Here is a 21,829-nt window from a genome sequence, read left to right on the forward strand (position 1 = left end):
AATGAGCGCTTGGATGGATCATCTGGTGATCGCTCCGATCATCATCCCGCTGCTGGTCGGCGCGGTGCTGATGCTGATCGACGAGCGGCGGCGGGCGCTGAAGGCCACGCTTGGCGTGGTGTCGGCCTCGGCGCTGCTGGCGCTGGCGGTGCTGCTGCTCTATCTGACGGACCACACCGCCACGGGAGCGGACGCCACCGTGCGCGTCTACCGGCTGGGCGACTGGCCGTCGCTGTTCGGCATCGTCCTGGTGCTCGACCGGCTGTCGGCGATGATGCTGGTGCTGACCGGCATCCTTGGCCTGTCCGCCCTGGTCTTCGCGCTGGCGCGCTGGCAGAAGGCGGGGGCGCATTTCCATTCGCTGTTCCAGTTCCAGCTGATGGGGCTGAACGGCGCCTTCCTGACCGGCGACCTGTTCAACCTCTTCGTCTTCTTCGAGATCATGCTGGCCGCGTCCTACGGCTTGGCGCTGCACGGCTCCGGCCTCGCACGCGTGCGCGCCGGGCTGCACTACATCGCCATCAACCTGGCGGCGTCCCTGCTCTTCCTGATCGGGGTGAGCATGATCTACGGCGTGTCCGGCACGCTGAACATGGCGGAGCTGGCCGTCCGCATCGCCGCGGTGGCGCCGGAGGACCGCGGCCTGCTGGAGGCCGGGGCGGCGATCCTCGGCGTCGCCTTCCTCATCAAGGCGGGCATGTGGCCGCTGGGCTTCTGGCTGCCGAACACCTACACCACGGTCGGGGCGCCGTCCGCCGCGATCATCTCGATCCTCAGCAAGGTCGGCATCTACGCCATCATCCGGATCTGGCTGCTGGTCTTCGGCGACAGCGCCGGCACCTCGGCGGGGTTCGGCGGGCACTGGCTGCTGATCGGCGGGGTCCTGACCATCGCCTTCGGCTCCATCGCGGTGCTGGCGACGCAGAATCTGGCGCGGCTGGCCGGGGCCAGCGTGCTGGTGTCCTCCGGCACGCTGCTGGCCGCCATCGGCGCCGGGCAGGTGGCGGTGACCGGCGGCGCGCTGTTCTACATGACCAGCTCCGTCCTGGCGATCGCCGGGCTGTTCCTGCTGATCGAGCTGGTCGAACGCGGCCGCATGGTCGGTGCCGACGTGCTGGCGGTGACGCGCGAGGCCTTCGGTGAGGGCGAAGACGAGGAATCGGACGACGACGACGCCATCGGCGTGTCGATCCCGGCGATCATGGCGATCCTCGGCATCGCCTTCATGGCCTGCGCGCTTCTGCTCGCCGGGCTGCCGCCGCTGTCCGGTTTCCTCGCCAAGTTCGCCATCCTGGCGCCGATGCTGGCGCAGGGGACGGAGGGGCTTCCCTTCACCACCTGGGCGCTGATGGCGGCGCTGATCCTGTCCGGTCTGGCGACGGTGGTCGCGATGAGCCGAACCGGCATCGACGTCTTCTGGGCGTCGCCGGCCGGCGACCTGCCGCGCGTGCGCCTCGTGGAACTCGGGCCGGTGATGCTGCTGCTGGCGCTCTGCGTGGCGCTGACCGTCCAGGCCGGACCGGTGATGCGCTACATGGAGGACACCGCCCGCTCCCTTCACGGGCCTGAACGCTACGTCCAGGGGGTGATGACCACCGCGGCGCCGGGAACCGGCAAGGGGGTCGCGCCATGAAGCGCTGGTGGCCCTATCCGCTGCTGACCGCCGCGCTGGTGGCGATGTGGCTGCTGCTGACCGAGAGCGTGGCGCTGGGCTCCATCCTGATGGGGGGCATCCTGGCGACCGTCGCGCTCTGGGGCTTCGCCGCGCTCGACCCGCCGGGCGGACGGCTGAAGCGGCCGCGCGCCGCCGTCGCGCTGGCCGCGCTGGTGATGGCCGACGTCGCGCGCTCCAACCTCGCGGTCGCCAAGATCATTCTAAACCCGCGCAAGACGGAGCGGGTGTCCGGCTTCCTGCGCATCCCCCTCGACATGCGGGCGCCCTACGGTCTGGCGACTCTGGCCTGCATCATCACGGGGACGCCGGGGACGATCTGGGTGGAGTACAACTCCGCGAACAACACCATCCTTCTCCACATCCTCGATCTGGTCGACGAGAAGACCTGGATCGACACCATCAAGGGACGGTATGAGAAGCGCCTGATGGAGATCTTCGAATGACCGCCACGCTGCTGCTCTGGTCGATCTTCCTGGCGCAGATCCTGCTGGTCGCCGCCATGGCCTGCGCGACCATCCGCGTGCTGCGCGGGCCGCGGGCGCAGGACCGGGTGCTCGGGCTCGACACGCTGTACGTCAACGCCACGATGCTGCTGCTGACCTTCGGCATCCGCACCGGCAGCACGCTCTATTTCGAGGCCGCGCTGATCATCGCGCTGCTCGGCTTCGTCGCGACGGCGGCGCTGGCGAAGTTCCTCATGCGCGGAGAGGTGATCGAATGACGCATCTGGCCGACCTGCCGGTCTGGGCGGCGATCCCGGTGGCGCTGCTCCTCCTGCTCGGCGCCTCGCTGGCGCTGATCGGGTCCATCGGGTTCGTGCGGCTGCGCAGCTTCTACGAGCGCGTCCACGCCCCGACGCTGGGCACCACCATGGGCATCGGCTCCGTGCTGCTGGCCTCGATGCTGTGCTTCACCGTGCTGCAGTCGCGGCTGGTTCTGCACGAGATCCTGATCGCGGTCTCCATGCTCGTGACCACGCCGATCACGCTGATGCTGCTCGCCCGCGCCGCCCTCTACCGCGACCGCAGCGAGGGCAGCGACGACGTGCCGGCGGCTCCGCCGGCCCCGCCGGTCCAGACCGCCGCGCCGCCGGCCCCGGACGCCGCTCCGCCGGTGTAGAGTTTCCTTGCAGTACGTCAGGTCGCCTCGACCTTTGGCGATCAGGTCGCCTCGACCTGGGCGAACATGCCGGATTCGTCGGTGAAGCTCTTGAACTCCAGTCCGTTGCCGGAGGGATCGAGGATGAAGAAGGTCCCCTGTTCCGAGGGCTTGCCGGGATAGCGGATCTGCGGTTCCAGGAGGAAGGTCGCGCCGGCGGCCTCCAGCCGCTCCCTCAGCGCATCCCAGACCGGGCGCGGCAGCACCGCCCCGAAATGATGCAGTGGCACCGCCTTGCCGTCGACCATGCTGGTCTCGGTCGAGCGCGGCTCGGAAGAGCGGTGGGCGGAGATCTGGTTGCCGAAGAAGTCGAAATCGATCCACCGCTCGGTGGAGCGCCCTTCGCGGCAGCCCAGGACATCGACGTAGAAACGGCGGGTTTCCTCGATGTCCCGAATGGGAAAGGCGAGATGAAACGCGAACACCGGCGCACCCTTTTGACGTTGGTTCGGACGGCCAGGGTAGACCGCGCTCCGTGGTGCCAACAAACGATTTAAGCGGGGGTCGATGGCGCGAAAACGCTGCGGCTCCTGGAGCTTTCCAAGGGCCGCAGCGGTCAGCGTGATCAGAACGCCAGGCGGGTGTCGAGCATCACGATGTGCGCGCGGTCCTTCAGATCGCCGCCGTCGGGGCGGGCCGCCTGCAGGGCGGACTGCACGTAATCGTACTCCAGCCCGGTGGTAAAGCCGGGGGCGACGGTCCAAGTGATGCCGCCCTGCCAGATGTCCGCCTTGCTCGGCGTGGACATGGTCGCGCTGTCGTTGCCCAGCGCCCGCAGGTAGTTGGCGGCGAACAGCAGCGGCCCGGTGCTGTACTGCGCGCCGAAGATCCAGTTCTGCTGCGCCCGCGTCTGGGCGAGGCCCTCGGCGTAGCCGCTGTCGCCGCTGTAGGCGTAGCTGGCGCCGACCTTCACCGGCCCATAGCCGACGTTGGCCCCGACATGGACGGAGTTAAGATCCTCGAAGGACTGGCTGACGACGCCGTCGGTCTGGCGCACCGCCTTGCCGGTCGCGTAGAAGGCGCTGCCCTCGACGCTGAAGTCGCCGACCGCGGTCTGGAAGGCGGCGCCGGCCTCGACCACATCGCGGAAGGACAGCAGGTCGCCCAGCGCATCGGTGGTGCGGCGGTTGACCGAGGTGTTGGAGTCGCCGCTGCGCGGCATGTAGGACACCGCCGCCGACAGGCCGCCGAAGCTCGGCGTGATGTAGACGAACTTGGTGCCGGTGTCGTAGGCGATCAGCGTGCGCAGGCTGGTGGCGGCCAGCGGCAGGGCGCCGAAGGTGGTTGAGCCGTTGAGGAACAGGATGCCGTTGCTGTCCGGGCTGCCGGCCACGCCCTCGACGTTCGGGCCGATCATCCCGTACTCGTCCGACAGGCCGTTGATGACGCCGGCCTGGATCGTGCCGAAGGCGCCGTTGGCGAAGAGGAAGGCGCGGTCGTTCTCGATGTTGCGGGTCGAGACGGTGGGATCGCCGTTGCCCGCCACGATGCGCAGCCGCGCGCCGTAGGTCAGGCCGTTGTCGGCGGTGGCCGTCGGGGTGACGACCAGACGGTAGCGGTTGGCGAACTCGCGTGAGCGCAGGCCCTCGTCCTGCTGCTGGCGGATGTAGGCGCCCTGGAAATAGGCGTCGCCGCCGAGGATCAGATCGAAGCTCGGTTCGGCCAGGGCCGGGGCCGACGTCAGGGCGGCGAAGGCGGTGCCGGCGAGAGCGGCGGCGCGAAGAGAGAAGGCGTTCATGGGCGTCGTCATTCCAGGGTCGAGGCTTGCGGGGGCGGTGTTTTGAAATCCCCTCTCCCCTCTGGGGAGAGGGTTAGGGTGAGGGGGTTGCGCGTGTCGGACCGTTCGGCAAAAGCGCAACCCCCTCACCCGGCGCCTTTGGCGCCACCCTCTCCCCAGAGGGGCGAGGGGAAACGGGAAACCAGCGGCGGCCGAAGGCGGTGAGGTTGTCGTCCTGCAGCCGGGCGAGACAGAGGACCTCCACGCTGTCGGCCCAGCGCGGGTTGACGCGGCGGAACTGGGCGACGGCCGGGCTGTCCAGCTTGGCCTCGCTGATGGCGCGGGCCTCCTTGGTCAGGCCGTAGCCCTGCCACTGCCAGTCCACGGTGCCGGTGTCGGCGTCGTAGTACTGGGCGAAGCACTTCCGCCCGATGTGGTCGCGGAACGCCCGGTCGAGGTCGTCCGGAGGCTGGTCCGGATGCGGCGTGTGGCGGACGAACAGCATCGGCATGTAGCGGTAGGAGCGGTAGCCGACCGCGCTGTAGCTCCAGTACCACAGCCGTCCCGAACGGTCGGCGCGGGCGCGGGCGACCATCTCGGCGACCATCGAGCGCACCAGCTCGTTCGACCCCCAGAAGCGGCGCTCCAGGATACAATGGGCGGTGTGGAAGGCGCCGACGGCGGTGCCGTCGATCTCCATCGCCTGCCGGTAGACGGTGGCGAAGCCAACCAGCTCCCCGGTCGCGGCGTCCTCCTGGAGCACGCAGTGGTCGAGGTCTTCCAGCTCCTCGTTGAAATAGTCTTCGCCGTAGCCTTCGAACCAGACGCTGAGCAGGGCGAACATCGCCGCCCGGCGCTCCGGCGTCAGGGCCGCCGGCGCGACGAAGCTGGTCCGCAGGGGAGGGCGGGACGCAGAACCGGTCATCCCGCGGCCCCGGTCAGATACAGCGCCGCCCCGGCCTCGCGCACGTCGGCGCAGATGTCCTCGTAGTTGCAGGTGATCTCTTCCCCGGCGGCGATGGCGCGGCGGGCGACGAAGCGCCGCCAGTCGCCGGGGTCGGCCCGCCCGATGGACGGGCCATCCGCGTGGTTGAGGAACCGGGCGTCGTCGCCCGGCAGAAGGACGCCGACCCCCTCGATCACGCAGCCGTGGAAGTCGACCAGCCGGGCGACCTGTGGAAACTCCGCCAGCACGGCGTCGTCGGGCGCCAGCAGGCGGTCGATGCGGGCGTCGAACGCCCACACCGGCGTGCCGGCGGCGACCGCCTCCTCGGCGAAGAGCCCCAGCCCGTGGATCGGGCTGGAGGCGAGGCGGGTTGCGATGAGGAGCGGCATGGCGTCCTTCTCCAGGAGCAACGTCAGGCGGCGGCGGTGGCCGCCTCGGCGGGAGCCAGCGACTCGTCGAACTCGAAGCTGGCGGCGTCGTCCACGAACTGCTCGGCGATGGTCGTGCCGGGGTTCGTCAGGCAGACGCCGATGTAGTCGGCGAAGCGCGGCGGCGGGGCGAAACCCTCGGCCAGCAGGCGGCTGTTGTCGAAGGCGATGTCCTGCGCGGTGAAGCGGTGGTATTTGCGCCCGCCGGCCATCATCGTCCGGTGCAGAATGTCGCGCTGCGGGAAGGCCAGCCGGAAGGCGCGGTCGAAGGGCTTCCAGCCCTCCGGCCCCTTCGGGTCGAAGAAGCTGTAGGGGCGGGTGCCCTCATGGCCGTGCGCGGCGAAGGCGGCCTGGAAGTCGCTCCACAGGGTCCGGCTGCCGCGGCCGGCGGAGATGTGGTAGAGGCTGTGCTTCAGGTCGGGCTTGCGCAGCAGGTCGTGCAGCCGGGCCGAGGCCCAGTCCACCGGCACGATGTCGATGAAGCCGTCCGGCGAGCAGGGCAGGACGCCGGTGCGGTCGACCAGCCGGAAGAACCAGAAGATGCTGGCGCTCGGGCGCACGCCCATCGCGGTGTGGCCGACGACGATGGACGGGCGGCAGACGACGATCGGCAGGTCGGGGAAGCCGGCGGCGAGCGCGCGCTCCGCCGCCGCCTTGCTGCGGGTGTACTCGACGATGTGCGGCGTGTCGTGGCCGGGGGCGGGAGCCTCCTCGACCATCTCCAGCCACGGCGTCTCGCCGCAGCAGAAGGCGGTGCCGATGTGCAGGAAGCGCTGCAGGTGCTTCATGCGGCGGGCGCGGGCGGCCAGCGCCAGCGTGCCGTCGACGTTGATCTGCCAGACCGAGTGGCGGCTGTCGAAAGAGGTGTCGGCGGCGACGTGGACGATGTGGGTCACCGCGTCCAGCCGCGGGTCGGCGCTGGTCGCCAGCGACTGCAGGTCGCCCGGAATGATCTGGCAGAGATCGGCGTAGGCCTGGGCGGTGGCGCGGTCGACGCAACGGGAAAGATTGGTGGCGAGACGGGCGCGGCAGGCGGCCTCGTCGGCGCCGCGGATCAGCAGCAGGCAGTCCGCCGCGGTCCCGTTCTTGACGGCGTCGAGGTAGAAGGAACCACCGAGAAAGCCGGTGCCGCCGGTGAGAAGGATCATGGTGTGCCTCGGTCTCGCGTCTGGGGGAGGGGAGGGTCTGGCCGTGTGAGGTTGGCCGTGTGGCTCCGATCCGTTGGCCCGGGTTCAGGCGGGCAGCAGGTTGGGGGCCGGAAGGGCGGGGGTGTCGAGCCGGCGGATGCCGCCCTGCTCCACCTGGATCTGCACGTCGGCGGCGTCGAAATACGCGTCGTCGTGGGTCACGGCGATCACGGTGATGCCGCGGGCCTTCATCCAGGGAATGATCTCGCGGTAGAATTTCCGCCGGAAGTAGGGGGACTGGTCGGCGGCCCATTCGTCGAGCACCAGCACGGGCTTGCGCTCCAGCAGGGCGGCGGCCAGCGCGAGGCGCTTCTTCTGCCCCTGCGACAGGTCCACCGTCGTGAAGGCGCGGTCCTCGACCGCCACCTTGTCGGACATCTCCAGCAGGTCGAGCAGCTCGTCGGCGAAGCCGTCCTCCGGCGAGACCGCGCCGTAGAGCTGGCGGGTGACGTGGTTGTCGGAGAAGACGACGGAGAACAGGTCGCGGTAGGAGCCCAGCGTGTCCGCCGTCACCACGGCGCCGTCCACCGTCAGGCTGCCGCGCTGCGCCGGGTAGAGGCCGAGCAGCATGTGGACCATCGTGCTCTTGCCGGCGCCGTTGTGGCCGGTGATGAAGACGACGCTGCCGCGCTCGATGGCCAGATCGATGGGGCCGACGGTGAAGGAGCCGATGCCGTCGCGACCGGGGTGGCGGTAGGACGCTCCGTCGAGCGCGATGGTGGCGAAGTCGACGAAGCCGGTCGGCGGCGCGTCCTTGGCCCGGCGCTGGGCGGGGCGCGGCGGTGCCTTCAGCTCCGCTTCCACCGCCAGATAGGAGCGGGCGGCGGTCTCGGCGCTGATGTAGGAGGGATAGGAGGCGACGATGGTGATGACCGGATAGGCGATGAAGGCGGCGGCGTGCCCGGCCAGGACGACGGTCGCGATGTCGGTGCTGCTCACCGCCGGCAGCAGGAAGACGATACCGGCCAGCGCGGCGTAGTAGGTCAGCTCGCTCAGCGTGAAATAGTGGCTGTACTCGGCACCGAAGCGATGGCGTTCCTTGCGCAGCGCCTCGGCGCAGGCGGTGGCGTCGGACAGCGCGTTGGCGGCGCGGCGGCGGTTCAGCTTGCACTCGCGCAGTGTCTGCAGGATGTGGTCCGACCGCTCGGACAGCGCACCTTCGGCCTCGTGGATCGTCTCCGACAGCCGTTCCAGCCGCAGCACGGAGCGGCCGATCAGGATGCCGCCGACCGTCAGGAAGCCCAGCACGATCAGCACCGCGGCGTTCGACAGGGTGGCGAGATAGATTAGGCACAGCACGATGGCCGCGACCGATTGGAAGCTGATGACCAGCGTCGGCACCGCCTGGGCGAGAAGCTGAAGCTCCGGCCCGGCGACATGGGCGAGGCGGGCGGAGCCGACCGCCATGGCGTCCGGCAGGTCGGCGGCCACCGCCCGGCGCAGCAGATCGACGCGCAGGATGGCCAGCGCCGCCTGCATGCGCTTGGACGCCGCGTTCATCATCCAGCCCTGCGAGATCCGCCACAGAAAGGCGGACACCAGGAAGATGAACAGCAGCCGCTGCAACCCCTCCGGATCGTCCATGATGACCAGCGCGCTGTTCAGCGAGGTCAGCAGGGCGAGGTTGAGGGCCGCCGCCAGCACCGCCAGCAGCACCAGCGGCTGCATGTTGCGCAGGGCGTCGCGTCTCAGGATGCGCCAGAGATCCATCGCCGGCTCACTTGGACTGGATGAGGTCGAGCAGGCGGGACGGCGACATGTTCGACAGGATGGGGGCCGAGGCGGCCTTGCCGTCCTTGGCCGGTCCGCCGGCGGTCCCCGGGGCGGCGCCCGCCGGCTGGGGCTTGACGCCGGGGACCGGCGCCGCCGGCGCGTGGCCCGCCGCGGCCGGCGCGGCTTCGGCGCCCGCGGTGTTCAGGCTGGGCATCTGGGCCACCGGCACCTGTCCGGGGGTGCCCTCGCCGCTCAGCGAGGGGAGCTGCGCGGCGGGCGGCACCGGCAGGCCGCTCGGCATGGTGACCGTCGCGGCCCCCGCCTGCGGCGCGCCGGGGGCGGGGGCGCCCGGCATCGGGAGGGTGGCGCCCCCGCCGGAAGCGGCGTCGAGGATCAGGGGCAGACCGCCGCTGGCGGCGTTGCCGATGACGACGATCTTGGCGTTGGGCGAATGGGCCAGCTCCAGCGTCGCCTCGATGCCGCGCCAGCGCAGGTAGTTCTCGGTCAGGTTGGCCTGGACCGTCTCCTGGAAGGCGCGGATGCCCTGGCCTTCGAGCTGCTTGCGCTGGCTCTCGAACAGCTCGCGCTGCAGGCGGAACTGGTATTCCTGGGCGGCCTGGTCCTGCTGGATCTTGCGCTCGATCGACACCATGATCGCTTCGGGCAGCGAGACGTTGCGGATCAGGATGTCCTGGATCAGCACGTAACCGGTCTTGGTGCGCCCGTCCGGCTTCGGCGTGTCCGCGGCCCCGATGATCTGGGCGTACATCACGCGGTCGGCGACCTGCTCGAAGGTCTCGGTCTGAACGCGCAGGCGGCGGTGGGCGTAGAGTTCGTCGGCCTTGAAGCGCGACACGATCTCGCGCGATACCGACCCGACCTCCGGCACCAGCAGCACTTCCAGGTAGTTCGGCCCGACGTTCTTGTGCAGGGCGGCCAGCATCTCCGCGTAGGGGCGGTAGCGCACCGTGATCTCGATGCTGACGTTCAGGCCGTCGTTGGCGATGGCCGAGTAGGAACGGGTGTCCTCCTGCAGGCGGAGGTCGTAAACCTCGATCTTGTCCCAGGGGAAGATGACGTGCACGCCCTCGGCCAGGGCCGGAGCCATCTGGGTGCCCTGGTGGAAGCGCTTCCACAGCACGCCGCCGTGGCCGGCGGGGATGAAGACGACGATCGACGGCGCGAAGTAGAGGAAGATCAGAATACCGACCAGCAGCGTGCACAGCAGCGACCGGCGGTGCTCCTCGTACCAGTTGCCGAGCAGCGCGCGCAGGCGCGACTTCGGCTGCGGCGTCGCGTCGGCGTCGTCGTAGGTGAAGGCCTGGTCAGCCATGTCACGCGGTCTCCTGGAGCAAAGCCGTGGCGGGGCGGGACGCGGCCGTTTCGGCCGGCGTGTCCATCTGCCCGTCTGTCATTTGGCCGTTGGTCATGTGGATGGTCACGTCGCAGACCGACGCGGCGTTGCCGTCGTGCGACACGAAGATCACGGTGCGGCCGAGCGCCCGCAGCTTGCCGATGATCTCGTTGGTGAAGCGGGTGCGGAACTCGGCGTCCTGGTCGGACGTCCATTCGTCGAGGATGATGATCGGACGCCCCTCCGCGACCGCGACGGCCAGGGCGACGCGGCGGCGCTGGCCCTTGGAGAGGTCGCGGTTCAGCAGGCCGTCGCCGGTCTCCGGGACCAGATGGTCGATCTTCAGATAGACCAGCATCTCGCGGAACAGCTCCGCGTCGAAGGTCGGCCCTTGCGGCAGGCGGGTGAACAGGTGGTGGTCCTGGAACACCGCGCAGAACAGGTCGCGGTAGGATTCCAGCCGGTCGCCCTCCACCGCCTGCCCGTCGAGCAGCACCTGCCCCTCATCCGGGCGGAACAGCAGCGGGATGACGCGCAGCAGGGTGGACTTGCCCGACCCGTTGGCGCCGACGATGCCGACGACGCTGCCCGCCGGGATGGTCATGTCGATGGGACCGATCACGAAGGGCTCGGGCCGCAGCCCGGCGCGGTAGGCGAAGCGCACGTCGCGCAGCTCGATGGCGGAGAAGCGGCGCGGCGCGCGGGCCAGCTTCGACGGCGCGTACTCCGCCGCCGGCATGGCGGCGAGCAGGGTGGTGAGCTGGTTCGCCGCATCCTCCGCCGCGATGTAGTCGGGCACGGCGTTGAGGAATTTCGACAGCGGCCGGGCGAGGAACAGGATGACCGAGGTCACCAGCGGAAGCTCCGCCGCCGACAGCGCGCCCATGCGCGGGAAGATGAAGACGAAGACCGCGGAGAAGCCGATGACGATGGTGGCGATCCAGGAGAACAGCTCGCCCAGATTGCGCCCGTGGCGCCGCTTCAGGTCCTCCCATTGGGCGACGTCGGCCTCGACCGCCTGGGCCAGCTCGTCGCGCCGCGCCTTGCCCAGCTTGATCTCGGCGTTGCCGCCGACGATTTCGGAGAAGCCCTGGAGCATCCGCACCTCGGACTCCTTGGCTTGGCCCAGCAGGGCGCGGGTCCGCTGGGCCTCGCGCACGTACCAGCCGCCGATCATCGTGCCGGCCACCAGAAGCAGCGTCGCGCCCACCGTGGACAGCGTCCACAGGTAGAGGTAGGCGACGACCGCCACCAGCATCATGTTGGCGGCGATCGACAGGTTGGGCAGCAGCGCCGCGATGCGCTCCAGATGGTGGTTGCCCAGGTCGAAGGAGCGCCGCGCCTGCATGTCGAGGATGTCGGCGTGGTTGCCCAGCGTGACGGTCTGCAGGAAACGCCGCCGCACCCCGGCCAGCGCGCTGAAGCCGGTGGTCAGCACCAGCCCGACGAAGCGCTTGCTGAAGCTGTAGGAGACCAGCAGCGACAGGCAGAAGATCAGGAAGGGCGTGTCCAGCACCTCGCCGCGCATCCAGCCGTTCAGCTCCGCGCTGAGGCTCATCAGGCTGATGAGGTTGGCGGTGGCGGCGACGCAGCCGGTCACCACCAGCCGGGTCAGGATCTCACGGTCGGCCAGCCCGATCAGGGGCAGCAGAGCCGAGACGGGCCGGCTGGGCGCGGCACGCTTGGTTGTCTTGCTTTTGCTCATCGGTCCGCGTCACTCCGCCAGCCAGGAGTCGAGGATGCGGGTGATCGTGCCGTTGTCGCGCAGCTTGACGAAGGCGGCCTGCAGCCGCTCGGCCTTCTCCTTGCGCGCCTTGGGCATGGCGATGTAGCGGGGGATCAGGCCGAGCGGCTTGGGCAGGACGCGCACGTCCTTCAGGCGCCCGTCCTGCTTGGCCATGTGGTTCAGCACATGCAGGTCGCCGACGATCACATCCACCCGGCCCAGGATCAGGCGGCGGAAGTTGACCACGTTGCTGCTCGACGGGACCTTTTCCAGATAGGTCGCGGCGTCGAAGTCCGGCGCGTAGGCGAAACCGTCGACCACGCCGATGCGGTAGGGGGTCAGGTCCTCCAGACGCTCGAAGGCGATGGGGGAGTCCTTGCGCACCATGAAGACGGTCGTGCCGGTGCGGAACGGGCCGATCATGTTGTACTGCGCGAAACGGGCGGGCGAAGCGATGAACTGGAACCCGACGTCGGCGGTGTTCTCATCCATCGACCGGACGACCTCGGTCCAGGACAAGGGCCGGTGGACCGGGGTGATGGTCAGCTCCTTCAGCAGGGCGACGACGATCTCGGTGTCGATCCCCGTGCGGGTGCCGTTGAAGGAGTAGTTGTAGGGCGGGAAATGGTCTTCCGACGCGATGGTCCAGTATTCGGCGCGCGCCGGGAGGGTCACGGCGAGCAGCGCCAGCAGGACCGGCAGCAGGAGCCGCAGGGCCGGGCGGAGGAGGAACGCCGGTCCCGCCGTCATGCCTTCGCCCGCTTCTTGGCGCGGGTGGTCAGCAGGATCATCACGAGAAGGGCGCCGGGCGGCGTCAGAACCACCGCCAGGAAGGCGTAAAGCAGGAAGCCGCCGCGGCGGCCGATCCCCAGAAACCCGACCAGCAGGCAGAGACCGATGTAGATCAGCTCGAACACGGCGATGCTTCCTTCTTTGCCCGGCGCCCCGGCGTCGTGCCCTTAGCCGGCCTTCTGGACCGGCTGCTCTTCCATCTGCGGTGCGGCGGCGGGGGCCTCGCCGGCCTCGTCCTTGGCGCCCTCATTGCGGGCGGCCTCGAACTCCTTGCGGAAATGCTCGCGCATCGCCTCGACGTCGAAGTCCAGCAGCGTGCCGCCGGTCTCGAAATGCTGCGCGAACACGCGGCCGAGCGCCTGGGTGGCGGCCAGCGACAGCGCCGGCATGACGGCGACGCCCAGGGCGGTGCCGATGAACGGAACGGCCTTCACGGCGGAGCCGAGCACGCTGGAGCTGAGCGCGCCGGGCATGACGCCGCCCATCAGCGCGCCGATGATCGCGCGGGTGCGCTCCTGCGCGAACTCGATCTCATAGAGCTTGGCGAGCTTATGGATCAGGTTGAGCTGGGCCACGCTGACCGCGGCGACGTCCGCGCCGGGTACGGGGATGAGTCCGAAGGCGCCCGAGGCGTAGCTGTGGTACTTGATCAGTTCCTGGGCGCGCTTCTTGCGGTCTACCATGATCCGAAACCTTTCGAGGGTCAGGTGAGGTTGATTTCAGGTGGAAACGATAAGCTCAGATGCACGTTTTAGGACGTTATTCGTCGCAAGTTTGGCATTCCGAAAGAAACAAAGCATCGCCAATCAACCGCTGCCTAAGCGATTGGTAAAAGAATGCCCCTATTGTCGCTGGTAAATTAGAGATCGGTTCTCGGGACTTTCGTTGAGCAAAGAATGACTGCCCAACGATCCAATATGTCCCAACGACTTGATACATTTTCAGTGCTTAACAACGCATTAAATGCCTATGACCACCGTCGGAGTTTTTGTTGGAAGCTGCGTCATCTTTCTGCGAATTGTAACAAAGTTCATCATGAGCTTTTCTTTGTATAATGAACTGCACTACCTCTGCGGGAAGCGGGCCGGCAGGTCGAGGGCGCGCGCCGGAAGCTCGTTGCGCGTCCCGGCGCTGACCGCCGCCCCCAGGACCAGGACGGTGTCGCGCACCGGCTGCCCTTCGATGGTCTGCGTGGGCAGGGCGACGCGCAGCAGCAGGCCGTCCCGCGACGACGACGGAGCATGGGCTTTCAGCAGGCGCAGCAGCGCCCACGGCCCGCGTTCGGCCAAAGTGATGGTGTCGCCGGTCGCCGCGGCGGTGCCGCCCGCCGGCGCGCCCTTCGGACGGAAGGGCGACCCGGCGGCCCAGCGGGCACTCAGCAGGACCGGCTGGCCCGGCGTCCAGGCAAGCGTCCCGCCGTTGGCCGAAGCCCCCACCGCGCTGGCGCCGGAGCGCACCGACCAGTCGATGATGTGCTCCGCCCCGACCTCCTGCGCGCGGTTGGCGCCGTAGGTGAGGCGGACACTGACGGGGGCCGGGCGCGCGACGGCCTCCAGCAGGGGGCGGGCGGCCTCCATCCGCTCCATGAAGGCGGCGACCTCGGGGGTCGCGGTCCGCATCACCGCGGCCCGGTGCTCGTCGAGCTGCCGGTAGAAGCGGCGGACGTCCTGCGGATCGGCGTCCGCCGCGCCGCGCGCCGGTTCGGAACCGACGAAGGGGAAGCGTCCGGCGAGGGTCTGGGCGAAGGCGGTGGACAACTTGGACAGGGCGACGTCGCTGTCCGGAACCGGGGTTTCCACCGGCATTCTGGGCGGGATTGGCAGGTGCACGACGACGGCCGGCGCTTCCGCGGTGGCGGGCGGCGGCGCGGCGGGTTCCGGCGACGGGGCCGGCCGCGGAGGAGGGGCCGTCGTGACCGGCTTGGCCGGCTCCGCTTCGGGCATGGCCAGCTTGGGTTCGGCGGGCCTGGCTTCGGCGGGCCTGGCTTCGGCGGGTTTGGCCTGTTCGGGCTTTGGCGGCTCCGGTTTCCGCTCGGCCGGCTTGGCGGCTTCGGCGGAGGGAGCGTCGGGAACCGGTTCGGGCAGGGCGGCGGCCAGGGCGTCCGGCAGCGCGGTGACCGCCGGGTTGAGAACCAGCGCGCCGCCGTCGCCAACCGCGAACAGGGCGCCGGTCTGCGGCGCGTCCAGCGCCAGGACGGCGGCGCGGGCTCCGGTCGCGGCGGTGGACAGGGCCTCGGTGATGCGGTCGGTGGTGTCGCGTCCCGGCAGATCGGCGATGGCCGCCTTCTGGAGCGCCACCCGGATCGCGTCGGGCAGGCCGCGGGCGGGCTCCTGCAAGGCGCCGGCGATCGGCCAGGAAACGGCTTCGGCGACGGCGCCGGTCAGGCGGCGGACGTCGTCAACATCCTCGGCGGACGGCGTTTCCGGAAGGCCGCGCAGCCGCTCGGCCAGGGCCTGGGCGCGCAGGATCAGCGGGTTGCGGCCGTACAGCCCCTCGGCCAGCGGGGCGGCGAGCTGCACCGATTCCGCGCGCACCGCTGCGGCGATGGTCCGCGCGTCCAGGTTGGGCAGATCGGCACCCGCGGCGATGCGCGTGATGTAGCCGTCCGTCGCCGTCATCGGCGACCGGGGGACGGCGCCGTAGACGCTTTCGGCCAGCGCGTTCAGCTCGTCGAAACCGCTGTTGCGGCGGAAGCGGTCGTAGCGCTCCAGCGCGTCGCGCCGCCCGCCGATGCGGTCGAGCTGCTCGGCAAGCCGGCGGAAGGCGGGCAGATCCTCCACCCGCTGCGGGTTGGCGACCGGCGGCAGGTCGGCCATGGTGGCGCTGGGCAGCAGGGCGTCGCGGATCGGCCGCAGCACCGAGCGGCGCAGCGTGACGGAGGCGAGCCGCTTCTTGTCCTCGTCGAAGGTGCTGAACAGCGAGGTCGGCAGCAGCGGCGTGGCGAGGGAGCTGCGCTCCATCACCGCCGTCGCCGCGATCACCCGACCGGCCAGGGCCCCGTTGGTGACGGCGTCGCGCGCCAGCAGCGCCCGGCGCAGGTCGGCGGTGGCGGTGGCGACCGGCGGGCTGCCGGCGGACACGCTGGACACGCCCTGCCACGCGGCGACCGACAGGCCGGCGACCGAGGCGGCGAACGCGGCCTGGGCCATCCGGCGGCGCTTGTGGGCCTGCTGGTAGGCGGCGTCGGACGGCCGCCCGTAGCCGGCCTCGGCGAAGGCGCGGCCCGGCAGCAGGTTGCGGGCGAAGACCGGGCGGCGCCCGCCGGTGGCCGGGGCATAGGCGCCGGTCAGGGCGATGCCGCGCAGCGGGAAGGGCTCGGTCTGGTCGTCGCCGCCCCCATCTCCTCCCAGGGCGCCGTCGAGGAACAGCGCCAGCGGATGGCGCAGCGTGTCCAGGGACGCCGGCAGCAACGGCAGCCGCACACCGGCGGTGCCGGCGGCGAAGGCGTCGGCCTCCAACACGGCGATGTCGGCGGCGATGGCCTCGAACGCCTCGTCGATGCGGCGCGGCTCGAAGGGTTTCGCCCAGTCCTGAGGGTTGGTCCAACCCAGCACGCCCTCCAGCAGGGCGGAGGGCATGGCGGCGCAGAGGTCGGTGAAGCCGTCCAGGGCCTCGGCGCGGACCACGACCACATGCACCGGGCCGACCACGCCGAGATCGTCGCGCAGAGTCCGCAGGCGCTCCCGCAGGGCGGCGCCCCGCTTGGTCAGCGCGTCGCGCGGGCTGGGGCGTTCGGCGGCGGCGCGCAGCTCGTCGGCGCCGACCATCAGCAGGATACCGTCCAGCGGGCGGCGCATCGGCCGCTTGCGCATCGCCGCGACCAGCGCCGGCCAGGACGCGCTCAGCCGGGAGCCGTCGGCGGAATCGGCGCCGGCGTGCAGGATCGCGGCCCCTTCGCAGAACCACCAGCAACCGTTCTCGCCGTTGCCGTCCTCGGGCCAGCGGACATGGGTCGGATCGGTGGCGAGCAGAGCGGGGCCGCCGACGCCGAAGGCGAGGAACCAGGGGATGTCGCCGCGGCGCAGGGGACCGCGCATCTGCCGCGTCAGGATATCCAGCCCCTCGCCATAGATGCGGGCGTTGGGCGGCGTGTTGGCGGCGGCCTTCGTGGGGGGAGGCGCCTCGGCGCGGACGCGCAGCGGCGCCGGCGGGGCGGGCCGGCGGGCCGGCGCCTTCCGGCCGGCGGCGGCCTTGGCGGCGGGCTTGCGCCGCCAGCGGCGCAGCTTCGGCCAGACCATCCGGCCGAGGCGGTAGAAGATGTAGAGCGGCAGCGCCAGCAGCGCGTAGGGCGCCAGCGTGACGGCAAAGGACAGCAGATAGACGATGGCGGAGCCGATGGTTGAGAGCACCAGCTCCAGCGTAAGAATCAGTAGGACCATGACAGCCCCATGTCCTCGACCGCGGCGCGGGCGCCGCTCAGATCGCGTTGGATGCCGCCGACGGCGCCGGCCCACAGCAGGTGCGAGACCACGAGGAACAGCACGGCGGTCCCGCCGACCGCCCACCACCAGCGCCGGGCGGACGGCGCGAGGTAGCCGGGCACGGCGCCGTCCGCCGGCTCGCAGGCGCGCGGGCTGGGGTGACTGGCCGCGGCACGCTCGCCGACGACGATGCGGTGCAGGGCGGGGCGGCGGGCGGTCGCCTGGGCGTCGTCGGGGAAGCCCAGCGCCAGCGCCGCGAGATAGACGGCGGCCAGCCCGCGGTCGGCCTTGGCGCCTTGGCGGATCAGGTCGTCGGCCTGCACGAACAGGGTTTGCAGCGTGGCGTTCGCGCCGAACAGGCGGCTGGAGACCACGGCGTCGGCGGGCCGCGTCTGGGCCAGCGCGCGGTCGGCCAGCATGGCCATGGCGAAGACCGCCTTGACCACCGTGCCATGCGCGCCCGGCCCTTGTGAGACGGCGGCGCCGCTCATCCCGTGGAGCGTGGCGGTCAGGCGGTCGGCCACCGCCCCCGCCGGGGCCTGCGCGTCGGCGCAGCCGGCGAGCAGGTCCTCCTGGAAGGCGCGGAACAGGGCCAGCGTGCCGGCGGGCTTGGCCCCCACGGGCGCCGTCTTCGGCGCCGGAGTGGGATGGGCCGGGGCGAGTTGGGCGGTCACGGCGTTCCCTCCGTCAGCGGAGCCACGGTGAAACTCTCCCGTCCCAGCCGCACGTCCAGGGCGCCGGCGCCGTCCAGCGTCTGCCGGTGGGCGCCGGGCGCGCCGTACCGCGCGTAGACGAGGGTTTGGGTCGGGGCGGTGGCGAAGGGCGGCAGGCTGTGCAGAAGCACGCTCTGGCCCGGCACCATCTCCCAGGAGGCGATGGCGATCCGGTTCCCGGCCTCGGCGCTCAGCGCCTCGCGGTCGCGGAACCAGCCCGCGGCGTCGAGCCCAGCCAGCCGTCCGGCCAGCGCCGGATCGGCCACCCGCACCACGTCGACCGCGACCGGGCGGCGCCCGTTGGCGTCGGGCTCGGCGACGATGCGCAGCACCGGGGCGTCGGCGCCCCCCGCACCGGGCGCGGGCGCACCCGCGGCGCAGCCGGCAAGCGTCAGAGCGAGGATCATCGCGAGGCGCTTCATGTCAGCCACCGCCGCCGGGCGCCGACTGGCCGACGCAGACGTAGCCCGCCGGAGTGTGACGGTACCAGTTGCCGGTCGCCTCGGCGCAGGGGGCGAGCACGCGGTCGTTGCGCTGCGGCTGCGCCACCACCGGAGCCGGGGCGGTGTCCACCTCGCGGGCACCGGCGGGACGGTTGGTGACGACGAAGCCGTCCTCGTCCTCCTCCACGATCATCACGTAGCGGGCGCGCTTGGCGGGGTAGCGGATGCCGACGTCGTAATCGCCGTCGGCCACCTTCTCCAGGATCGCGCCGGGGCGATCGCCGCCGAGCGGCGCGCAGCCCGTCCCGGCGAGCAGGACCGGCAACAGCGCCGTCGCGGCGATCAGGGTTCGCATCATCGGAATGTTCCTGCTCATACCGGAATCGCCTGGCGCTGGGCGTTGGTGGCGACCGCGGCGGGGCCGGCGGCCTCCATCAGGTCGGGCGGGGTCGGCTCGATGCCGGCCTCGGCCAGCGTCCGGTAGACCGACCGCCAGACCAGCTCGGGCACGACGAAGCTGGCATCGTAGTCCTCGACCCAGAAGAACAGGTTGTACTTGCACAGCCACTGGCCGTTGACGCCGCGGATGCCGTCGTAGCGGACGAAGGGCGGGCCGCCGGTGGCGCTTGCCATCACCTTGTCGGCGTTCTGCAGGGCGGTGGTCAGCAGGCCGCCCATCCGGCCGGGGTCGTGGCGGGCGTCGGCGTAATATTCCAGCTTCATCGACACACGGTCGACCGCGCTGAAATTGATGACGGTCGCCTCCGACACCTTGGCGTTGGGCATGGCGACGATGAAGCCGGCGACGTTGCGGATGCGCACCGTGCGCCACGTCATGTCAACCACGACGCCGCGCACCAGATCGGTGATCTGGATGCTGTCGCCGATCTGGAACGGCCGCTCGATGTTCAGGACGATGCCGGAGAAGACGTTGGCGATGTTGGCCTGGATGGCGAGGCCGATGACCATGCCGACGAGGCCGGAGGCGGCGAGCAGGCTGGTGATCGGCTGCTTCAGCACGAAGGCGATGATGCCGCAGCCGGCGAAGCCGAAGACGATCAGGGTGGAGAAGCGGCGGACGATGCCGGGGATCTTGCGCTGGGTGCGGATCTCCAGCGGGGTCCAGACGAAGCGCTCCAGCGTGCGGTCGACCAGGATGGCCGGCACGATCCACCACAGCACGTTGACGCCGTTCACCACCATGGCGATCCCGCTCGGCGGCAGAGTCGCCACGGCCTGGTCCAGCACGATGTTGCCGGCGGACATCAGCAGCAGCGGCCAGGACAGGATGCGCATGAACAGCGTCTGGATCTTCCAGAACTGGCCGCGGTCGCGGCGGTCCATGACTGCGGCGAAGACCGCCAGCACGGCGCTGAAGATGGCGATGTAGACGAAGAAGTCGCGGTGGATGAAATCGCGCGCCGCCGGGGAATCCGGTGCCGCGACCACGCCGAAGTCGACGCGCGAGAAGTCCGGCTGCGGGCGCCCGAAGCCGACATAGTTCGGGTCACCCTCGCTGCCGACCGAGGCGACGTCCTGCGAGATCCAGGCGCGCGACAGGCGCCAGCCGGGCGACGGGGCCAGCACCCGCTTGGCGCGGAGCTGCTCGAGCAGGGTGGAGCTTTCGCTCTCGCCCTCCAGCGCGCGGCGGAAGCGGTCGGCGAGGCCGGGATCGGCGGCGGACGCGGTCTCCGCGGCGGCCATCGCCTTCAGCTTCTCCACGAAGTCGTTGGTGTCGACCAGCGACATGCCGAGCACGTCGGTGACGAACATCACCGTGTTCCGGTTCTGCGTCCGGTGGCGGAAGCTGACGCCGACCGTCTGGCTGCCGTAGGGCGGGCGCTGGTCGAAGACGTTGAGGGCGAAGCGCCCTTCGATCCGGTAGGCGACGTAGGTGGTGACCTCGCCGCGCTCCTCGCGGTAGGGCTTGCCCAGCTCGACCGGCTTGACCGCGTTGGTGAAGACGACGTCCGCCGGGTTGAAGGCGCCGCGGTATCGGAACCAGATCGTCAGGTTCAGCGTCGCCTCGTTGGCGTCCGGGTTCAGGTCGCGGATCTCGTGGAGCTGGACGCCGGTGTAGATGACGTCCGTCTTGTACATGAAGCGGTCGTTGACGTAGAGCGCCCGGCCCTTGGTGACCTCCTCCAGGAAGTTGGAGACGCCGGCCTCGCGGATCGGCTGGAGCTGGGTCAGCGCCGCCACCGGGTTCAGGCCGTTGTAGGACGCCATCATCACCGGCAGGGTGGCTTGTCCGCGGTTGTCGAAGGTCCAGGTGCCGACCGTGCCCTGGAAGGCGGTCTCGGCGCGGTCATGGTCGGCGATGGCGCGGCGCAGCGCCTCGCCGTCCGGCTTGCCGGTCGTGACATTCGTCTTGGCGATGGCGCCGGCGATGAGGTCAACGCCGTCGGCGCCCAGCGCCGCCGCCCAGTCGGGCACCGCGTTGAAGCGCTTCACATACTGGCCGTAGAAGCGCTGCGCCCGCTCGTTGGCCGTGTCGAACAGCACGGGTGAGGACACCAGCAGGCCGTGGCCGTAGGCTTCCGGGGTCAGCGCCTTGGGGTTGGCCTGCGCCTGGGCGACGATCTCGGTGCGGAAGGCCGAGGAGGCCATCTCCGAGCTGCCGGCGATCAGGTTGCGCACCCCGGCGTCGCGCAGCGCCACCACCACCCGCGCGCTGTCCACAGCGGATCCGATGACGACGACGGCGCCGGTCGGCATCTTCTCCTTGACCGCCTGGGCCAGCGCCGGCAGGGCGGACGCACCGCCGCGGCCCGGCGCGAAGGTCCACTGGCCGACCAGCTTGGTCCCGAAGCGCTGGAGGATCGCGTCGAACTGCCCGGCCTGCGATGCCGCCTGCTCGCTGTCCTCGCGGACGATGGCGACGGTCGGCTCGCCCACCACGTTGCGGACGTAGTTGGCGAGGAAGCGCGTCTCATGCGTGCGGTCCAGCGTGATGCTGAACAGCCAGGGGCTGGGCGGGGCGTCCGCCGGGCGGACCAGCGGGCGCGGGGCGATCAGCGGGATCTGCCGCTGGGCGTAGATCGCCGTCGCGCTGTCGGTGGCGTCGGGCGTGTGGCCGATCACCGCGAGGACGGAGGGATCGTTGGAGACGCGCCGGGCGATCTCCAGCGACTTGCCCTTGTCGCCCTCGTCGTCGAAGGGCTTGACCACCACGGGACGGCCGGCGATGCCGCCCGCCGCGTTGATGGTGTCGGCGCGCAGCGCCGCCCCCTTGCGCAGGGCCAGCCCCAGCGCCGCGTCCGGCCCGCTGAGCGGCCCGACGACGGCGACGGTCAGCGGCTCGCGCGCGCTGTCGCCGAGGAAGCCGGCGCGGACGACCAGGGAGACCAGCACGGCGACGAGCATCGCCGCCGCCAGGATCAGCGCGAAGCGCGCCTTCTTGGTCAGGTGCGACCAGCGCAGCGGCGGCCGGGAGCGGGGCTGGAGCGAGCTCAGCATGGGGTGGGCCTCGGGCGGTCCGTGTCGGGGTGGAAATAACCCTCTCCCCCCTGGGGAGAGGGTGGCCCGGAGGGCCGGTGAGGGGGTTGCGCGTGGC

Annotated in this window: 20 protein-coding genes; 4 read left to right on the forward strand and 16 right to left on the reverse strand. The window is 70.6% G+C overall.

Translation table 11 applies throughout. From position 1 onward, the window contains the following. Nucleotides 1–13: 13 nt before the first annotated feature. The 4 genes from AMK58_RS13970 to mnhG are packed head-to-tail and all read left to right on the forward strand — an operon-like array spanning nucleotide 14 to nucleotide 2,794. Nucleotides 14–1,633, forward strand: a complete 1,620-nt coding sequence (locus AMK58_RS13970) for a monovalent cation/H+ antiporter subunit D (RefSeq protein ID WP_059399075.1) — start codon at nucleotides 14–16, stop codon at nucleotides 1,631–1,633. Then, nucleotides 1,630–2,118 carry a Na+/H+ antiporter subunit E gene (locus AMK58_RS13975; RefSeq protein WP_035677706.1) on the forward strand — a complete coding sequence of 163 codons (489 nt, stop codon included), beginning with the start codon at nucleotides 1,630–1,632 and terminating at the stop codon, nucleotides 2,116–2,118. The genes AMK58_RS13970 and AMK58_RS13975 overlap by 4 nt, the downstream gene beginning before the upstream one ends. After that, nucleotides 2,115–2,396 (forward strand): K+/H+ antiporter subunit F, encoded by a 282-nt coding sequence (locus tag AMK58_RS13980; RefSeq protein WP_014197930.1) that lies wholly within the window; start codon nucleotides 2,115–2,117, stop codon nucleotides 2,394–2,396. The genes AMK58_RS13975 and AMK58_RS13980 overlap by 4 nt, the downstream gene beginning before the upstream one ends. Then, nucleotides 2,393–2,794: a monovalent cation/H(+) antiporter subunit G gene (mnhG, locus tag AMK58_RS13985; protein WP_059399076.1), complete on the forward strand. Its 402-nt coding sequence runs from the start codon at nucleotides 2,393–2,395 to the stop codon at nucleotides 2,792–2,794. Before AMK58_RS13980 ends, mnhG begins: the two co-directional genes overlap by 4 nt. Before the next feature lie 41 nt (nucleotides 2,795–2,835). Here the strand turns inward: mnhG and AMK58_RS13990 are convergent, their stop codons facing one another. The 16 genes from AMK58_RS13990 to AMK58_RS14060 all read right to left on the reverse strand — a co-directional run bounded on the left by AMK58_RS13990 (nucleotide 2,836) and on the right by AMK58_RS14060 (nucleotide 21,732). After that, entirely contained in the window at nucleotides 2,836–3,258 is a 423-nt protein-coding gene (locus AMK58_RS13990) for a VOC family protein (RefSeq protein ID WP_035677703.1), read from the reverse strand. Nucleotides 3,259–3,398: 140 nt separating this feature from the next. After that, a complete protein-coding gene (locus AMK58_RS13995; RefSeq protein WP_236778261.1) occupies nucleotides 3,399–4,583 on the reverse strand; it encodes a porin in 1,185 nt (394 codons plus the stop codon). A 61-nt stretch (nucleotides 4,584–4,644) separates the two neighbouring features. After that, nucleotides 4,645–5,475, reverse strand: a complete 831-nt coding sequence (locus AMK58_RS14000) for a hypothetical protein (RefSeq protein ID WP_059399077.1) — start codon at nucleotides 5,473–5,475, stop codon at nucleotides 4,645–4,647. After that, nucleotides 5,472–5,885, reverse strand: a complete 414-nt coding sequence (locus tag AMK58_RS14005; RefSeq protein WP_035677695.1) for an SET domain-containing protein — start codon at nucleotides 5,883–5,885, stop codon at nucleotides 5,472–5,474. Before AMK58_RS14005 ends, AMK58_RS14000 begins: the two co-directional genes overlap by 4 nt. Nucleotides 5,886–5,908: 23 nt before the next feature. Next, a complete protein-coding gene (locus AMK58_RS14010) occupies nucleotides 5,909–7,072 on the reverse strand; it encodes an SDR family oxidoreductase (protein ID WP_051140532.1) in 1,164 nt (387 codons plus the stop codon). Between the two features lie 84 nt (nucleotides 7,073–7,156). Next, nucleotides 7,157–8,821, reverse strand: coding sequence for an ATP-binding cassette domain-containing protein (locus tag AMK58_RS14015; protein ID WP_059399079.1), 1,665 nt, complete (start codon nucleotides 8,819–8,821; stop codon nucleotides 7,157–7,159). 7 nt (nucleotides 8,822–8,828) lie between these two features. Next, a complete protein-coding gene (locus AMK58_RS14020; RefSeq protein ID WP_059399080.1) occupies nucleotides 8,829–10,157 on the reverse strand; it encodes a prohibitin family protein in 1,329 nt (442 codons plus the stop codon). Between the two features lies 1 nt (nucleotide 10,158). After that, nucleotides 10,159–11,883 carry an ATP-binding cassette domain-containing protein gene (locus AMK58_RS14025; RefSeq protein WP_035677680.1) on the reverse strand — a complete coding sequence of 575 codons (1,725 nt, stop codon included), beginning with the start codon at nucleotides 11,881–11,883 and terminating at the stop codon, nucleotides 10,159–10,161. Nucleotides 11,884–11,892: 9 nt separating this feature from the next. Beyond that, the gene (locus tag AMK58_RS14030) at nucleotides 11,893–12,654 is read right to left on the reverse strand and encodes a substrate-binding periplasmic protein (RefSeq protein ID WP_051140530.1); all 762 of its coding nucleotides are present in this window, start codon (nucleotides 12,652–12,654) and stop codon (nucleotides 11,893–11,895) included. Further along, on the reverse strand, nucleotides 12,651–12,821 hold the full coding sequence (locus AMK58_RS30895) for a hypothetical protein (RefSeq protein ID WP_167555913.1): 171 nt from the start codon (nucleotides 12,819–12,821) through the stop codon (nucleotides 12,651–12,653). Before AMK58_RS30895 ends, AMK58_RS14030 begins: the two co-directional genes overlap by 4 nt. Before the next feature lie 42 nt (nucleotides 12,822–12,863). Then, nucleotides 12,864–13,379 carry a YcjF family protein gene (locus AMK58_RS14035; protein ID WP_051140529.1) on the reverse strand — a complete coding sequence of 172 codons (516 nt, stop codon included), beginning with the start codon at nucleotides 13,377–13,379 and terminating at the stop codon, nucleotides 12,864–12,866. A 381-nt stretch (nucleotides 13,380–13,760) separates the two neighbouring features. Then, nucleotides 13,761–17,075 carry a type VI secretion protein IcmF/TssM N-terminal domain-containing protein gene (locus tag AMK58_RS14040; protein WP_059399081.1) on the reverse strand — a complete coding sequence of 1,105 codons (3,315 nt, stop codon included), beginning with the start codon at nucleotides 17,073–17,075 and terminating at the stop codon, nucleotides 13,761–13,763. Next, nucleotides 17,063–17,791, reverse strand: coding sequence for a hypothetical protein (locus tag AMK58_RS14045; protein WP_059399082.1), 729 nt, complete (start codon nucleotides 17,789–17,791; stop codon nucleotides 17,063–17,065). Before AMK58_RS14045 ends, AMK58_RS14040 begins: the two co-directional genes overlap by 13 nt. Next, entirely contained in the window at nucleotides 17,788–18,252 is a 465-nt protein-coding gene (locus AMK58_RS14050) for a hypothetical protein (protein WP_059399083.1), read from the reverse strand. Before AMK58_RS14050 ends, AMK58_RS14045 begins: the two co-directional genes overlap by 4 nt. Nucleotide 18,253: 1 nt before the next feature. After that, nucleotides 18,254–18,631: a hypothetical protein gene (locus AMK58_RS14055; protein ID WP_035677668.1), complete on the reverse strand. Its 378-nt coding sequence runs from the start codon at nucleotides 18,629–18,631 to the stop codon at nucleotides 18,254–18,256. Nucleotides 18,632–18,645: 14 nt separating this feature from the next. Beyond that, complete coding sequence (locus AMK58_RS14060) at nucleotides 18,646–21,732, reverse strand: ABC transporter substrate-binding protein (protein WP_059399084.1); 3,087 nt, start codon at nucleotides 21,730–21,732, stop codon at nucleotides 18,646–18,648. Nucleotides 21,733–21,829 lie beyond the last annotated feature (97 nt).

The sequence above is a fragment of the Azospirillum brasilense genome, from assembly GCF_001315015.1.
Lineage (GTDB): Bacteria > Pseudomonadota > Alphaproteobacteria > Azospirillales > Azospirillaceae > Azospirillum > Azospirillum brasilense.

What these genes read in the sequence shown, in the direction of transcription:
- AMK58_RS13975 (WP_035677706.1), top strand. Translation starts at nt 1,630, where the DNA reads ATGAAGCGCTGGTGGCCCTATCCGCTGCTGACCGCCGCGCTGGTGGCG.
- mnhG (WP_059399076.1), top strand. Translation starts at nt 2,393, where the DNA reads ATGACGCATCTGGCCGACCTGCCGGTCTGGGCGGCGATCCCGGTGGCG.
- AMK58_RS14060 (WP_059399084.1), bottom strand. Translation starts at nt 21,732, where the DNA reads ATGCTGAGCTCGCTCCAGCCCCGCTCCCGGCCGCCGCTGCGCTGGTCG.
- AMK58_RS14025 (WP_035677680.1), bottom strand. Translation starts at nt 11,883, where the DNA reads ATGAGCAAAAGCAAGACAACCAAGCGTGCCGCGCCCAGCCGGCCCGTC.
- AMK58_RS13995 (WP_236778261.1), bottom strand. Translation starts at nt 4,583, where the DNA reads ATGACGACGCCCATGAACGCCTTCTCTCTTCGCGCCGCCGCTCTCGCC.
- AMK58_RS14010 (WP_051140532.1), bottom strand. Translation starts at nt 7,072, where the DNA reads ATGATCCTTCTCACCGGCGGCACCGGCTTTCTCGGTGGTTCCTTCTAC.
- AMK58_RS14015 (WP_059399079.1), bottom strand. Translation starts at nt 8,821, where the DNA reads ATGGATCTCTGGCGCATCCTGAGACGCGACGCCCTGCGCAACATGCAG.
- AMK58_RS13970 (WP_059399075.1), top strand. Translation starts at nt 14, where the DNA reads ATGGATCATCTGGTGATCGCTCCGATCATCATCCCGCTGCTGGTCGGC.
- AMK58_RS14040 (WP_059399081.1), bottom strand. Translation starts at nt 17,075, where the DNA reads ATGGTCCTACTGATTCTTACGCTGGAGCTGGTGCTCTCAACCATCGGC.
- AMK58_RS14005 (WP_035677695.1), bottom strand. Translation starts at nt 5,885, where the DNA reads ATGCCGCTCCTCATCGCAACCCGCCTCGCCTCCAGCCCGATCCACGGG.
- AMK58_RS14035 (WP_051140529.1), bottom strand. Translation starts at nt 13,379, where the DNA reads ATGGTAGACCGCAAGAAGCGCGCCCAGGAACTGATCAAGTACCACAGC.
- AMK58_RS14055 (WP_035677668.1), bottom strand. Translation starts at nt 18,631, where the DNA reads ATGATGCGAACCCTGATCGCCGCGACGGCGCTGTTGCCGGTCCTGCTC.
- AMK58_RS13980 (WP_014197930.1), top strand. Translation starts at nt 2,115, where the DNA reads ATGACCGCCACGCTGCTGCTCTGGTCGATCTTCCTGGCGCAGATCCTG.
- AMK58_RS14030 (WP_051140530.1), bottom strand. Translation starts at nt 12,654, where the DNA reads ATGACGGCGGGACCGGCGTTCCTCCTCCGCCCGGCCCTGCGGCTCCTG.
- AMK58_RS14050 (WP_059399083.1), bottom strand. Translation starts at nt 18,252, where the DNA reads ATGAAGCGCCTCGCGATGATCCTCGCTCTGACGCTTGCCGGCTGCGCC.
- AMK58_RS14020 (WP_059399080.1), bottom strand. Translation starts at nt 10,157, where the DNA reads ATGGCTGACCAGGCCTTCACCTACGACGACGCCGACGCGACGCCGCAG.
- AMK58_RS14000 (WP_059399077.1), bottom strand. Translation starts at nt 5,475, where the DNA reads ATGACCGGTTCTGCGTCCCGCCCTCCCCTGCGGACCAGCTTCGTCGCG.